This window comes from Paracoccus sp. TD-10 (genome assembly GCF_048270675.1).
Taxonomy (GTDB): Bacteria; Pseudomonadota; Alphaproteobacteria; order Rhodobacterales; family Rhodobacteraceae; genus Paracoccus; species Paracoccus pantotrophus.
The window spans coordinates 1498515-1512327 of record NZ_CP182418.1; the positions used below are offsets into that span (position 1 = coordinate 1498515).

11 protein-coding genes and 3 pseudogenes are annotated in these 13813 nt (G+C 65.0%); 9 read left to right on the top strand and 5 right to left on the bottom strand.

What is annotated here, in order from left to right:
• The first annotated feature begins 229 nt into the window (after window positions 1–229).
• From ACNKFW_RS07385 to ACNKFW_RS07420, 8 genes and pseudogenes are all read left to right on the top strand, one after another.
• Window positions 230–1417 (top strand): sialidase family protein, encoded by a 1188-nt coding sequence (locus ACNKFW_RS07385; protein ID WP_028714570.1) that lies wholly within the window; start codon window positions 230–232, stop codon window positions 1415–1417.
• On the top strand, window positions 1414–2364 hold the full coding sequence (gene pdxA, locus ACNKFW_RS07390; RefSeq protein ID WP_028714569.1) for a 4-hydroxythreonine-4-phosphate dehydrogenase PdxA: 951 nt from the start codon (window positions 1414–1416) through the stop codon (window positions 2362–2364). The genes ACNKFW_RS07385 and pdxA overlap by 4 nt, the downstream gene beginning before the upstream one ends.
• Window positions 2361–3272 carry a dihydrodipicolinate synthase family protein gene (locus ACNKFW_RS07395; RefSeq protein WP_028714568.1) on the top strand — a complete coding sequence of 304 codons (912 nt, stop codon included), beginning with the start codon at window positions 2361–2363 and terminating at the stop codon, window positions 3270–3272. The genes pdxA and ACNKFW_RS07395 overlap by 4 nt, the downstream gene beginning before the upstream one ends.
• Entirely contained in the window at window positions 3269–4378 is a 1110-nt protein-coding gene (locus tag ACNKFW_RS07400) for an iron-containing alcohol dehydrogenase (protein WP_176224566.1), read from the top strand. Before ACNKFW_RS07395 ends, ACNKFW_RS07400 begins: the two co-directional genes overlap by 4 nt.
• 11 nt (window positions 4379–4389) lie before the next feature.
• The gene (locus tag ACNKFW_RS07405) at window positions 4390–5406 is read left to right on the top strand and encodes a four-carbon acid sugar kinase family protein (RefSeq protein ID WP_028714566.1); all 1017 of its coding nucleotides are present in this window, start codon (window positions 4390–4392) and stop codon (window positions 5404–5406) included.
• Window positions 5406–6164, top strand: coding sequence for a FadR/GntR family transcriptional regulator (locus tag ACNKFW_RS07410; protein ID WP_010397930.1), 759 nt, complete (start codon window positions 5406–5408; stop codon window positions 6162–6164). Before ACNKFW_RS07405 ends, ACNKFW_RS07410 begins: the two co-directional genes overlap by 1 nt.
• A gap of 495 nt (window positions 6165–6659) precedes the next feature.
• Window positions 6660–6911, top strand: a pseudogene (locus ACNKFW_RS07415) (IS256 family transposase); the annotation flags it as partial.
• Between the two features lie 191 nt (window positions 6912–7102).
• Window positions 7103–7522, top strand: a pseudogene (locus tag ACNKFW_RS07420) (transposase); the annotation flags it as partial.
• On the opposite strand, the pseudogene tnpC reads toward ACNKFW_RS07420, so the two are convergent.
• Window positions 7486–8496: pseudogene (gene tnpC, locus ACNKFW_RS07425) on the bottom strand (IS66 family transposase); the annotation flags it as partial. The pseudogenes ACNKFW_RS07420 and tnpC overlap by 37 nt on opposite strands.
• A 139-nt stretch (window positions 8497–8635) precedes the next feature.
• Complete coding sequence (locus ACNKFW_RS07430) at window positions 8636–10027, bottom strand: FAD-binding oxidoreductase (RefSeq protein ID WP_147427939.1); 1392 nt, start codon at window positions 10025–10027, stop codon at window positions 8636–8638.
• 56 nt (window positions 10028–10083) lie between these two features.
• Between ACNKFW_RS07430 and ACNKFW_RS07435 the strand changes: the two genes are divergently transcribed.
• Window positions 10084–11004 (top strand): LysR family transcriptional regulator, encoded by a 921-nt coding sequence (locus ACNKFW_RS07435; RefSeq protein WP_147427938.1) that lies wholly within the window; start codon window positions 10084–10086, stop codon window positions 11002–11004.
• 5 nt (window positions 11005–11009) lie between these two features.
• Here the strand turns inward: ACNKFW_RS07435 and allE are convergent, their stop codons facing one another.
• From allE to ACNKFW_RS07450, 3 genes are read right to left on the bottom strand one after another with little or no spacing between them, the layout of a single operon-like run.
• Entirely contained in the window at window positions 11010–11774 is a 765-nt protein-coding gene (allE, locus tag ACNKFW_RS07440; protein ID WP_322789443.1) for a (S)-ureidoglycine aminohydrolase, read from the bottom strand.
• Window positions 11746–12870 (bottom strand): M20 family metallopeptidase, encoded by a 1125-nt coding sequence (locus tag ACNKFW_RS07445; RefSeq protein WP_147427937.1) that lies wholly within the window; start codon window positions 12868–12870, stop codon window positions 11746–11748. The genes allE and ACNKFW_RS07445 overlap by 29 nt, the downstream gene beginning before the upstream one ends.
• A gap of 3 nt (window positions 12871–12873) precedes the next feature.
• Window positions 12874–13812, bottom strand: a complete 939-nt coding sequence (locus ACNKFW_RS07450) for a polysaccharide deacetylase family protein (protein ID WP_147427936.1) — start codon at window positions 13810–13812, stop codon at window positions 12874–12876.
• Window position 13813: the final 1 nt, after the last annotated feature.

The following is a 13813-nucleotide window of genomic DNA, read 5'->3' on the forward strand; positions in this document are numbered from 1 at the left end:
CGCGCCGACACCCCTCCAGCACGGTTGCCGAACCATCGGACAGGCCATCAATTTTGTCAATAAAAAATCCCCAGAAGATCACGGCCTCATGATGCTCGCATTTATATAACTGTTTTTACTTAATTAATTTACAAAACGCGCAACGCATTCATTCAGTTTTTAATCTTTCAACTTGACAACTGCTTTCGTTATGCGCTGTCTTCCCGTCAATTCGACGCAGGAGGAGCATATGCGACCAGAGGATATCGCGCAGCGCATGGACGGGCGCCTGACCAGCGCCGCGGAGGGGATGCAGCAGGCATTCCTGCCCTCGCCCATGGTGCAGAATCATGCCGCATTCCTGTCGCTGGCCGATGACGGCGCGCTGATCTGTGCCTGGTTCGGCGGCACGCTGGAGGGCAAGTCGGACATCTCGATCCATGCCTCGGTGCTGCTGCCCGGCGCGGATGCGTGGGGACCCGCGCAAAGGCTCAGCCACGATCCCGATCACTCGGAACAGAACCCGGTGATCTTCGCTGCACCCGATGGCGGGCTGTGGCTGTTCCACACCTCGCAACCCTCGGGCAATCAGGACCAGTGCCGCATCCGCATGGCGGCGCTCAACCGCGACGGGGTGGCGATCACCGCCGAGGAGGGGCGCTTCCTCGACCTGCCGCGCGGCTGTTTCGTGCGCGCCCCGGTCCGGCTGCGCGACGACGGCGCCTGGCTGCTGCCGATCTTCCGCTGCGTTCAGCGCCCCGGCCGGAAATGGAACGGCAGCCACGACACCGCCGCGATGGGCGTCTCGATGGATGGCGGGCAAAGCTGGCGGCTGGAGGACGTGCCGGACTCTGTCGGCTCGGTCCATATGAGCCCGGTCGATCTGGGCGAAGGGCGCATGGCCGCCTTCTATCGCCGCCGCCAGTCCGATTTCGTCCACCGCTCGGACAGCGCGGATGGCGGGCACAGCTGGGCCGCGCCGGTGGCGACGGACGTGCCGAACAACAATTCCTCGATCGCCGCCATCACCCTGCGCGACGGGCGGATCGCGATGATCTGCAACCCGGTCAATGCCGCGATGTCGCCCGACCGCCGCGCCTCGCTGTATGACGAGCTGGGCGAGGAGGACGACCGCCCGGACGCCGATCCCGCAGGCGGCTGCACCCCGATCTGGGGCGTACCGCGCGCGCCGGTGACGATCTGCATCTCCAGCGACGGCGGGCGAACCTTCCCGCGGCGTTACCTGGTCGAGGACGGGCCGGGCACCTGCACCTCGAACGATTCCACCGACGGGCGCAACAAGGAAATGTCCTATCCCTGGCTGCTGGAGGGCCCGGACGGCACCCTGCACCTCGCCTATACCTACCACCGCCGCGCCATCAAATACCTGCAACTGCAACCTGGCTGGGAAAGCCGCCTTTCGGAGGCTCTGACATGAGCGACATCATCGGCATCACCATGGGCGACCCCGCCGGCGTCGGCCCCGAGATCAGCGTCAGGGCGCTGGCCGACATGTCGCCCGAGGACCGGGCGCGGACGCTGATCTATGGCAACCGCGCCACTCTGGAGGCCGCGAAGGCGGTCGCAGGCATCGAGCTGGACCTGGCCGAGCGGGTGGTGAACATCGACTATGACGGCGCCCCCCTGCCCTGGGGGCAACTGTCCCCGGTCGCGGGCGACGCGGCCTTCCGCTTCATCGAACGCGCCGTCCAGGACGCGCAGGCCGGCCGGATCGGCTGCATCGTCACCGCGCCCATCAACAAGGAGGCGCTGAACGCCGCCGGCCATCACTATGACGGCCATACCGGCATGTTGCGCAGCCTGACAGGGGCCGAGGCCGCCTATATGCTGCTGGCGTCCGAGCGGCTGAAGGTCATCCATGTCTCGACCCATGTTTCGCTGAAGGACGCCATCGCCCGCGCCACGACCGAGCGGGTGCTGGCCACGATCCGCGCGGGCAACGCCCATCTGAAGCGCATCGGCGTCAGTGCGCCACGCATCGCGGTCGCCGGGATCAACCCCCATTGCGGCGAGAACGGGCTGTTCGGGACCGAGGACGCCGACCAGATCGCCCCCGCCATCGCCGCCGCCCGCGCCGAGGGGATCGACGCCTACGGCCCGATCTCGGCCGATACCGTGTTCCACCGCGCCTATTCCGGCGCATTCGACCTGGTGGTCGCGCAGTATCACGACCAGGGCCATATCCCGATCAAGCTGGTGGCTTTCGACACGGCGGTGAACGTCTCGGTCGAGTTGCCCATCGACCGCACCTCGGTCGATCACGGCACCGCCTTCGACATCGCGGGCCAGGGCGTCGCCGATCACGGCAACATGAATTCCGCCATCGCCTATGCCCGCAAACTGGTTTCCGGAGGATCGAGATGAGCTTCGCCATCGAGGGCGTCTATTGCGCCGCCGCCACGCCCCTGAAAGCCGACGGCACCCCCGACCTGCCCCTGTTCGGCGCCCATGCCAAGGCACTGATCGAGGAAGGCTGCCACGGCATCGCCATGCTGGGCTCGACCGGCGAGGCGAACAGCTTCTCCGTGCGCGAGCGCATGGACCTGCTGGAAGCCGCGATCGCCGGCGGCACCCGGCCCGACCAGATGCTGCCCGGCACCTCGTCCTGCGCGGTGACGGATGCGGTCGAGCTGACCCGCCACGCGGTGCAGGCGGGCGTCAAGGGCGTGGTGCTGCTGCCGCCCTTCTATTACACTGCCTTCAGCGATGAAAGCCTGTTCCGCTTCTATGCCTCGATCATCGAAAAGGTCGCGGATGATCGGCTGAAGGTGATCCTCTACCACATCCCGATGCTGACCGGCGTACCGATCAGCCATGAATTGATCGCGATGCTGGTCGAGGCCTTCCCCGATACCGTCATCGGCATCAAGGACAGCGACGGCAAGATCGAGAACATGCACGCGATGGCCGCCCGCTTCCCCGGTTTCGCCGTGCTGGCCGGGGCCGATCCGCTGCTGCTGCCGGTCCTGCAAGGCGGCGGCGCGGGCTGCATCACCGCCAGTTCCAACCTCGTCGCGCGGGAATTGCGGGTGGTTTACGACCATTGGAACGACCCGGCGAAGGCCGCCGAGGTGAAGGCCGCGCAGGACGTGATCGTCGCGTGGCGCAACCTGACCAACAGCTACACCCAGCTTCCCACCGTCAAGACCATGCTGGCCCGGCGCCGCGGCGACATGGGCTGGATGAACGTGCACCCACCCTTCTCGCCCCTCTCCGAGGGCGAGGCCGCGAAGGTCTGGGCCGTCATGGACGAATTGGAGAGCAAGGCATGAGCATGAGCCGCATCATCACCCTGCATCAGCCGAAACGGCTGGAAATCGGTGCGGGCGCCTCGGCCCGCACCGGCGCATGGGCGCATGACGCGCGGAATGTCCTGGTCATCGCCAGCCCGCATACCGCCGGTTTCGCGGACAGGCTGGGGCTTGCGGGCCAGGTCTCGGTCTTCGACGCCATTCCGGGCGAGCCCGACATCGCGACCTTCGACGCCGCCATCGCCGCCGCGCGCGAGGCCCGGCCCGACCTGGTGATCGGGCTTGGCGGCGGCTCGGTCATGGACGTGGCCAAGTTGGTCGCGGCGATGTGGGACGGCGAGCAGTCGCTGGCCGATGTCGCCGGCCCGAACCGGGTCTCGGGGCGCCGCTCCGGCCTTGTGCAGGTCGCGACCACGGCGGGCACCGGGTCCGAGGCGGGCATCCGCGCGCTGATCACCGATCCCGGCAAGGGCAACAAGATCGCGGTGGAAAGCCCGCATCTGATCGCCGACCTGGCGGTGCTGGACCCCGAGCTGACCTTCTCGGTCCCGCCTGCGGTGACGGCCGCGACTGGGATCGACGCGATGGCCCATTGCGTCGAGGCCTTCACCAACCGCAACGCCCATCCGGTGATCGACGGCTTCGCCCGCATGGGGATCGGCCTCGTCGGCCGCTACCTTGCACGCGCCGTCCGCGACGGTTCCGACACCGAGGCGCGCGAGGGGATGATGCTGGCATCCTTCTACGGCGGCATCTGCCTTGGCCCGGTCAACACCGCGGCGGGACATGCGCTGTCCTATCCGCTTGGCACGCTGCTGCACCTGCCGCACGGGCTGGCCAATGCGATCATCTTCCCGCATGTGCTGGCCTTCAACGAACCCGTGGCCCAGGCCAAGACCGCCGAGATCGTGGCCGCCCTGGGACTTGGCGAAGGCGATCTTCTGACCCGCGCCCATGCCTTCTGCGCGGATCTGGGGGTCGAGATGCGGCTGTCCGCGCATGGCGCGACCGAGGACCAGCTGCCCCGCTTCGCCAGTGACGCCCATGCCATCCGCCGCCTGATGGACAACAACCCCCGCGACATGACGCCCAAGGAGGTTCTGGCCATCTATCGCGCCGCTTTCTAGGGCGCGCGCCGATGAAGCTGTGCATCATCGCCGACGACCTGACCGGCGCGCTGGACAGCGCCGCGCCCTTCGCCGGGCGCGGGCTGGCAGTCCAGGTCGCGCTGTCGCCCGAGGCGGTGGCCTCGGTCGCGGCAAGCGGCGCGCAGGTGATGGCGGTCAGCACCCGCTCGCGCGATGGCACCAAGGACGCGGCGCGCAAGGCGATGGCGCAGGTCGTGGCGGCGCTGCCCGCAGGCGTGCCAGTCCTGAAGAAGATCGATTCGCGGCTGAAGGGGCATGTCGCCGCCGAACTCGCGGTGCTGGACCCGGCGCGGATGCTGGTCGCCCCCGCCATTCCCGATTTCGGGCGGATCACGCAGGCCGGCCATGTCGGGGGCTACGGCGTCGCCCGGCCCCTTTCCATCGCCGAAGCCCTTGGCCCGCTGGCCGGCCGCGCCGTCATCCCCGACGTGACCAGCGCCACTGAGTTGGCCGCCGCGCTGGACAGGACGCAACCGGGCGACCTGCTGGTCGGCGCGCGCGGGCTGGCCGAGGCGCTGGCGATCCGCATGACCGGGCAGCCCGCAGCCACGCCGGTCCTGCCGCGCGCCGCGCGCAGCCTGCTGGTCATCGGCTCTCGCGATCCGATCACGGTGGAACAGGCACGACAGGTGCAGGCCTCGGGACTGGCGGCGGTCCTGCCCGCCCCCGCGGGCGAAGCGGTACCAGACGCCACCGCGCCGCATCTGCTGGTGCAGGCAGTGGCGGGGCAGGCCACGCGAACCGGATCGCAGGTCGCCGAAGCCCTGGCCCGCAGCGTCCATCCCCGGCTTACCGCCGGTCGGCAGGCGCTGCTCTTGTCCGGCGGCGCGACTGCCGAGGCGGTGCTGGCGCATATGGGCATCACCTCGCTGCGGCTTGCGGGCGAATGCCTGCCTGGGTTAGCTGTGGCATATGGGGGCGAAATCAGCATCATCGCCAAATCCGGGGGCTTCGGCGCGGCCGATACCCTCGCCACCTTGCTGGAGATGTTTCGGGGGCAGAACTGATGGCGGAGCCGGAAAAGCGGGCGCGGAAATCCCTCAGCGAGATCGTCTTCGAACGGATGGAACGGGCGATCAAGTCGGGCTCTTATCGCCCCGACGAAAGACTGCCGACCGAACATGACCTGGCCGCCGAATTCGAGGTCTCGCGCCCCGTGATCCGCGATGCGCTGAAAAAGCTGCGCGAGCGCGGCCTGATCTATTCGCGCCAGGGCGCGGGCAGTTTCGTGCGCACCATCGGGTTGAAGCAGCCGCTCGGCTTCGGGCCGCTGGAAAACGTCTCGGACCTGCTCAGCTGCTATGAGTTCCGCCTGACGCTGGAACCCGCCGCCGCCGCCTGCGCGGCCGAGCGGCGCGACGACGCCGCGCTGGAACGGATCGCCGCCGCGCTGGAGCTGATGCGCGACGCCACCAACCGCCAGAGCCACCGCGAGGATGCCGATTTCCAGTTCCACCTGGCCATCGCGATCGCGTCCGAGAACAGCTATTTCTCGATCGCGATGGAGGCGCTGAAGGACCATATCGCCGTCGGAATGCGCTTCCACGGCGCCTCGGTCAAGCGCGAGGCCAGCGGGCTGGCGCGGGTCTTCGACGAGCATGCGGGGATCTTCGAGGCGATCCGGCTGCAGGACGGTGCCCGCGCGCGCGACCTGATGCGCGATCACCTGACCCATTCGCGCGACCGGCTGTTCACAAGGCGCAAGCCCGCCCTCGTCTCCGACGCCGGCAACGGCCCGCCGCTGGCCACCCAAGGCCAGCCCTGACAGCGGGCATGCCGTGTTTCCGCTGTTCGCAAAATTCCTCGACCTGCTTTTCCTCGCCCAGACCCCGCAGCAAGAGCGCAGCGCCAGTTAAAGCAAATCGGGCAGACAGAGCCCCGGACGCTCCTCAGCTAGTCGGGGTCCCGGCGTACGACCCATAGTGCCCGATCCAGCTCGCCTCGTAATTTGTCAACGGCGGCGCAAAAGTCGGCCATGGCGGCGGAGCAAAACCAGGCCAGTTGGTGAGGGTGTGCGCCATGGCACGCGCGCTTTCCACATACCCAAGCGTTCCGGGGCGGCTTCCTGGTTGCGCGCAGAGCCGGCGAAAGAGGGCCCGTCAAAGCCAACAGCCCGGAAGTAGGCAGCCTTCGAGATCGAGCGAGTGTATCGGTCACCCACTGGATCAGCACGAACCCGGTCGACGCCGAACTTGCGAGCCTGGCTGACTGCCCACGAAGAATGCCCGCAACAGCGTTTGCCAACCCAGTCCAGGATCGATTTCCCGCAGCACCACAGCGGAATCGTCACCGGACGTCAAACCCGATCGAGAGCACCTTCGCCACCGTCCGGCACCGCACCCGGCGAACCAAGGGCTGCCTGAGCCGAAAGACCGGGCTCGCCATGGCCTTCCGGCTGATGATGTCGGCGCAGAAGAAATGGCGAAAGCTAGACGGTCGGAACCGCCTGCCCGAGGTCATTAGCGGGGTTGAGTTCCGCGACGGCGTCCGCCACATTCAAGCTGCCGCCTGATCAAGCGTCACCAACTTTCGCCCATATCTCGGGGTCAGGCCACCGAGGGTCTTCAGCCTGCGTGCGAAATTGTAGGCTGAGCTGCTGCCGGTTTCGTGGACAGCGGGTTTAACACGTTGCTGAAAAACGCCGGGGTCGACGCTGGACGCAGAACATGATTCACGGTTCCTGCAAGACGAGAGGGAAAGTGGATGCGGGGATCGGACGAGGCGAGCGGTTCGCTTTTCAGCTATGTTGATCTTGAGCAGCGTATCCCTGCCCGGCATCCGTTGCGCAAGATCCAACAGGTGGTGAATGACGCGCTCGTCAGCCTCGATGGTGAGTTCGATCGGATTTATGCCATGGGCGGTCGCCCCTCGATCGCACCTGAACGTCTGATCCGGGCCAGTCTGCTGCAAATCCTGTTCTCGATCCGCTCCGAGCGGCAACTGATGGAACAGATGCAGTATAACCTGTTGTTTCGCTGGTTCGTCGGCCTCGGGATCGATGATCCAGTCTGGGTCCCGACGGTCTTCACCAAGAACCGCGACCGGCTGCTGACGATCGAGATGTCGCGCAAGGTAATGGCGGCAATCCTCGCGCATCGCGACGTGGCACCGCTTTTGTCGGACACCTGGAGGATGCCGCCGTAGCGGCCGAGATGTCGGCGCACGCATTCTCCGGATCGGCTGTCCTCGAAGCGATAGGCCACCATGGGTGGCCCGCTGCCGCCGAAGGTGCTGTCGTCGCGGGCATAGGCCCAGAGCCAGGCCTTTTTCACCGCGCCGGTGCCGGGCGCGAGGGTCGGCAGGCTGGTTTCATCGGCGAAGACGCGCGGGCCCTTCAGGATTTCGCCCAGCACATGCGCAGCGAGGATCTCCAGCTCGAAGCCGACCCGGCCCATCCATTGCGCCATCAGACGCCGGTCGATCTCCACCCGGTCGCGGGCATAGATCCCTTCCTGCCGGAACAGCGGCAGGCCATCGGCATATTTGGAGACCGCGATCTGGGCCAGCAATGCCTCGGTCGGCAGGCCGCTTTCGATGATGTGGGCCGGGGCGAGCGCCTGGACGACGCCATCCGCGTCCTTGAACGCATATTTCGGGCGGCGGGTCACGATGACACGGAACCTGGCCGGAATGACATCCAGCCGCTCCGAGATGTCTTCGCCGATCAGCACTTTCTTTCGGCCCGCGTGTTCCGGCAGGTTCTCGGGTTCGATCACCACCTCGACCCGCTCGAGATGGGGCGCAAAGCCCTTGCGCGGCCGCGGAGCCTGCTTCTCGCCCGAGGTCCGGCCTTGACCTGTCTACGACTTCAGCGCCGAGATGCCGGTCTCGATCTCCTCGAAGACGAAGGCCTGCTGCGCCTCTTCGTCAGCACCAGCCCCAGCAGTGCCAAGCTTCTCGGAGCGTCGCCCGAACCGGGCCCGGTCATAGGCCTTCAGGATCTGCATCAGCCGCTTGATCCGCGCGTCGGCATCGAGGCTGCGGGCCTTCAGGGCCGCATTCTCGTCCTCCAGCACGGCCGTCTTCTCCGCCATGGCGCGGACCATGGCCTTGAGCAGGTCCATGTTATCGGGCAGGGAAAGATCGTCGGTGCGCATGCCGCTGAGGATAGCAACGACTAATTCAGCGGCCTGCTAAACCGCGACAGGTCCAGCCCCCTCGAAAATACCGAAGAAGCGCAAATGTGTTGGGTCTTCTGCGGCACATAAGTGCCGTACACAGCAGCTATCCAACCCATCATTTAAAAATCAACGCGCCCGGGTTCATGATCAGCTTTGGATCCAAACTTTCTTTAAATCTCTGCATCAGAGCAATCTCCACAGGAGTCCGGCAGTAGGTCAGCCAAGGCGCTTTGACACGCCCGATACCATGCTCTGCAGTGATGGTTCCAGAATAACCCCGAAGCAGGTCATAGACCATCGTCTCGATCCTGGCCTTCGCTTCATCCCTGTCGGCACAAGCGACCAGAAGATGGACGTTGCCGTCCCCGATGTGGCCGACCTTCAGCGTACTTGCCGGGAAAGGCAGGTCCTTCAAACTTTGATCAACCGCATCGCAGAACCCACCAAGCTGGGACGGCGCAATCCCGATGTCGAAATTTACATGCGGGCCGAAACTCGCATCAACCTCACCAACCACTTCACGGATCTGCCACAGCGCCTGTGCCTCAGCCAGAGATTGCGCAAGTACGCCGTCCTGCACCAGCCCGGCCTCATGCGCGGCTTCGAAAAAGCCTTCCATCTGCACTGTGTCCTGAGGCTGGTCGCACGCGGCCTCGATTAGCAGATAAAAGCCGTGCCGCTCGTGAAACGGCGAGCGGGCAAGACCATGCTGGCAAACATGGTCCCAATAATCCGGCCACATTCCCTCGAACGCGGCGAGAGCGTCTTTGAAATGGCTGCGTGCCAGCGCCAGACATTTCAGTGCAGCTTCATGGTTGCGTAGCCCCAGCAGCGCGGTGGAATACCCCGGCGTCATCGGGCGCAGTTGTAAAACCGCGCGCGTGATGATCCCGAATATGCCTTCAGATCCGATGAAAAGCTGTTTCAGATCAAGTCCGGAATTATCCTTGATGGTCTTGCCCAGCCTGCACATGATCGAGCCATCGGGCAGCACAGCCTCCAGCCCCAGGACATTCTGCCGGGTCATCCCATGGCGGAGAACCCTGACCCCGCCAGCATTTGTCGCGATGGTTCCGCCAATGGTCGCGCTGCCGCGCGCGCCGATATCGACCGGGTAATCAAGACCCTGTTCACGGGCGGCCTCTTGCACGACCTGAAGCGGGGTTCCTGCGTGGACGGTCATGGTCATTGCGCCGAGATCGATCTCTTCGATCCCAGTCATGCGTTCACAGTTGAGCACCACGGATCCCGGCAGCGCACAACCGCCTCCTGACAGGCCCGTTCGTCCTCCCTGCGGAATGATCGGAAGGCCGTGCGCAGCGCAGATCTTGACGGCGACAGATGTCTCAGCAGTATCGGCGGGCCTCAGCACGACCCCCGGGGTTCCAAGAACCAGCCCAGATTGGTCTGCGGCGTAACCCGCGCAGGCATCCGGGCCGGTCAGGATGCCGCGGGTGCCAAGGGCCGCTTCCAATTCTGTCAGCACGATGCCCATGTCGTCTTGCATCACCTTTCCCTTCAACTATGCTGTCGAACTTGCAGTGTTTTCTGTGCAGGTTCCCCGTGATCTCCAGTGCGATCCTCGCTCGGCTTCAAGGCCTGCGCCATTTCGTCGAGGTGGCGCGGCAGGAATCCTTTCGTGGCGCGGCCGACAAGCTGAATGTCGCACCCTCTGCCGTCAGCAAGCAGATCAAGAACCTCGAGGAGAATCTGGGGGTCGAACTGTTCAGCCGGGCACGGGGCCGCGCCGGTCTTGAACTGACCGAGGCTGGGCGCGTGCTGTTGTTCCGTTGCGCCTCGGTCATCAATGAACTGAACATCGCCCGCGAGGAGCTGGACCAGTTGCAGGGTCTGCAACTGGGCCATCTGCGGCTGGGCGTCAACGAAGTGGTCGCCACCGACCTGTTGCCGGGGATGCTGCGCAATTTCAACCGCAACCATCCGAACCTTCAGTTCACCATCATGGTCGAAAACACGCCGGTGCTGCTTTCCTGGATGCGGGATGGCGATATAGATATCGGGCTGGGCTATAATGTTCCGCCCTCGCCGGATATTGAAACCCTGTCCACGCTGTATCGCCGGGTATATCTGGTCACCGCGCCGGATCATCGCCTTGCAACGCGGCGCAAGGTTCGCCTTGGCGAGATCGCGGGAGAAAAATTCATCTTCCCCGACCCGACGCTCGCGCTGCACCAGATGTTGCACGATGCCCTCGAACGGGGCTCGATCAGCGTTCGAAACGTCATGACGACGAATTCCTTCACCCTGCTGCGACAGATGGTGCAGAACGGCATGGGGGTCAGCGTGGTCATCGGGCGTTTCCTTCAAAACAAGGGCGAAAACATTGCTTTCATCGAAATCGACGACCCTGCCTTCGTGCAAAAACCGCTGACCTGCTGCCGTCTGGCAGGGCGCGCGCCGACGGCATCGTCGGTCGCTTTCGCCGCCGCCGTCAGGACATTGTTCGCGCAATATGGCGGCTGAGCCGCTCATCGCCGGGCAAGCGGAGAACGGTTGTAGTTCTTGTAGATCAGATAGCGCGCAGGTGTGCGGCCAAGGGCGCCGAACCATTGCGGCACATGGGGCCCCATCCAGATCGCGTCACCTGCCTCGACGGGATACCAGCGATCATCCAGCCGATAAACACCGCCGCCGTCCAAAAACAACAGCCCATGTTCCATGAAATGCGTTTCCACATAGGCCAGCGAGGCGCCGGGATGGAAGGTCATGACGTTGAATTCGGCGTCAAAGGCCGGATCCGTGGGCAGCAGTTTCTGCACGATCAGCCAGTCATTACCGCGCAGCGGCTGCCCCGTCACCGCGTCCACAGATCCGTGCAGGGCCGCAGGAACCGGGCCCGAGGCAAGAAAGCACCATTCGAACAGCACCAGCCGCGATCCCTGCGTGATGCGCAATGCGGCCGTATCCTCGGGCGGCAGAAAGGCGAAATCTCCTGTATTCAGGGTCGTAGAGGCATCCAGTTGAAATTCACCCTCGAGGCACAGAAGGAATCGCGCAACGCCCGGCAGCGCCGGTGGCGCCATGCAATCGGCCGGAAAGCGCAGCAGAAACATCGCGAATTTCGCCCCCATGTCGGGCGAGATCAGGCAGGAAAATTCTGCACCTTCCCATCCCGGCTGGATGATCCATTCGTGGCTTTCGGGGGTCAGCAGCGCATGCCGGCTGCGAATGTCAGAGCGCGTGGCGCCAAAGTTCGGGGTCATGTCAATGTCCTTCCGGCGCCCTGCCGGCATAGGTCAGGATCAGGTCACGCAGAAGCGCCGCCCGCCGTTCCAGCGGCGACACGAGGATATGTTCATTGGGCGAGTGCCAGTGATTTCCGATCACGCCCAGCCCGTCCAGCGTTGGCACGCCGATCGCACTGGTGAAATTGCCGTCGCTGCCACCGCCCGACCGGGTTTCGATCAGGGGGAGGCCGAGGGTCTTGTTGATCGCCTGTGCAGTTCGGAACATCTCGATGTTCTGCGCGGTGCGCTGGAGGCAGGGCTTTTCGATCTCGCCGCCGGGATAGAGCCGGATGTCGGGATCGTCGGCCGTCAGGCCAAGGATCGCGTCCTCGACCTGCTGACCCAGCAGATCATCGGTAAAGCGCAGATCGATATCGCAGCGCGCCTGTCCGGCCACGACATTGGGCTCGGTGCCGCCGACCACACGACCGACATTGACCGTCGTGCCGGCCTCCAGATCGGTCATCGCATCCAGTTTGCAGATCACCCGGGCCAGTTCGGATATGGCCGAGCGTCCGTCGCGAAAGGCCGAGCCGGCATGCGCCTCGCGCCCCTCGATGCGGACCGAGAACTTGGCCCGGCCCTTGCGGAAGGTGATCGCCTCGTCACCCCGCGCCGGCTCGGGGATCAGCGCCGCACCATGCTGGCGGGCCAGATCCTGAATCATCCGATGCGATGTCGGAGAGCCGATTTCCTCGTCGCTGTTATAGATCATCGTGACCGGCCCCGGCAGAGACCTGCCCGAGGCGCGGATATCGCGCATCGCGCATAGGGCCAGAAAGCCGCCGCCCTTCATGTCGGCGATACCCGGTCCGAACTGGCGGTCGCCATCGCGGCGCAGCGCGACCGTTCCCGGCTGGCAGACCGTGTCTATATGGCTGGTGACAAGAACGCCCGGACCCGGGCCGCCCTCGAACCGTGCAACAAGGTGGTCGCCCATCCCGTCCCGCCCCGGCACCCGTTGCAGGCTGGCCCCCAGCGGGGCCAGTTGCGACGCGATCAGGTCAACCAGCCGCGCGATCCCGTCAACATGGCCGGTCAGCGTGTCGATGCGGACCCAATCCATCAGCCCCTCAAGAATATCTTCGCTTTTCGATGTCATGGCTCAACTCAGGCTGTCGGCATAGTCGCGCCAGATCGAGGGCGCCAGCTTCAGCGTCGTTTCCGCCGGATAGTGAAGATGCCAGTAATCCGCGATCTCGGCCCCGGTTGCAGCCCAGATACCGGGCAGAGCCATCGTCTCGCGCAGGAATGTCGCCAGATTGTCGAACCGATGCCCCCATCCCGACCGTGCCGGAGAGACGCAGATGTTGAAATAACGACCCCGGCGATACTGGGCGCGCAGTTCGGCCCGCCAGCCTCGCAACAGCGCCTGCGGCCGTTCAAGCCCGGTCCCCTCGCGCGGGAACATCAGGAAGAAGGTGTCGTCGAAGTGATAGTAGTATGGCAAGGCCAGCAGCGCCTGATGCCGGTCGAAGTCGCTGACCCACCAATAGGGCGCATCGTCCGCCAGCCCGTTGCCGATATAGCGATAGCCGCGTTCACGCAGCAGCCCGGCGGTGTGATCGGTCGCGCAGCCGGTTGCCGCCCGGTCGTCGGGGCGCGACAATGCGAACCATCCCCTGGGTGCGGCGCCGATGATCCGCGACAGGATCTCGGTCGCACGCTCCATATGGGCGGCCTCGGTCTCGGGGGACAGTTGCAGGCTGTCCTCGCCGAACAGGCCCTGTGCGGCGATCTCGTGACCTTCGGCAAGAATGGTTTCGATCTGGCGGGGATAGGCCACGGCGATGATAGCCGGCACGGCAAAGGTGGCGCGGACCCCCAAGTCGTTGAATAGCTTCAGAAATGCGTCCAGCCCATGACTCATGCCGAAATGCCAGGTCGGATAGGCAAGGTCTTTCCCGGTCACCCCCTTGCCGGTGCCGGCGGGGTTCAGGTTCACGGTCAGCCCCAACGCCATCTGCCGCGCTTCGGGCCAGAGGATCTGTCCGTCACGCAGGCCGATCTCGTCACTGGTGGTATAATTGCTTTTCCACGGCATG

Coding starts and splice junctions, on each gene's coding strand:
- ACNKFW_RS07395 (WP_028714568.1), top strand. CDS start 2,361: ATGAGCTTCGCCATCGAGGGCGTCTATTGCGCCGCCGCCACGCCCCTG.
- ACNKFW_RS07450 (WP_147427936.1), bottom strand. CDS start 13,812: ATGCCGTGGAAAAGCAATTATACCACCAGTGACGAGATCGGCCTGCGT.
- ACNKFW_RS07400 (WP_176224566.1), top strand. CDS start 3,269: ATGAGCATGAGCCGCATCATCACCCTGCATCAGCCGAAACGGCTGGAA.
- ACNKFW_RS07445 (WP_147427937.1), bottom strand. CDS start 12,870: ATGACATCGAAAAGCGAAGATATTCTTGAGGGGCTGATGGATTGGGTC.
- ACNKFW_RS07405 (WP_028714566.1), top strand. CDS start 4,390: ATGAAGCTGTGCATCATCGCCGACGACCTGACCGGCGCGCTGGACAGC.
- ACNKFW_RS07410 (WP_010397930.1), top strand. CDS start 5,406: ATGGCGGAGCCGGAAAAGCGGGCGCGGAAATCCCTCAGCGAGATCGTC.
- ACNKFW_RS07430 (WP_147427939.1), bottom strand. CDS start 10,027: ATGCAAGACGACATGGGCATCGTGCTGACAGAATTGGAAGCGGCCCTT.
- allE (WP_322789443.1), bottom strand. CDS start 11,774: ATGCCGGCAGGGCGCCGGAAGGACATTGACATGACCCCGAACTTTGGC.
- ACNKFW_RS07385 (WP_028714570.1), top strand. CDS start 230: ATGCGACCAGAGGATATCGCGCAGCGCATGGACGGGCGCCTGACCAGC.
- pdxA (WP_028714569.1), top strand. CDS start 1,414: ATGAGCGACATCATCGGCATCACCATGGGCGACCCCGCCGGCGTCGGC.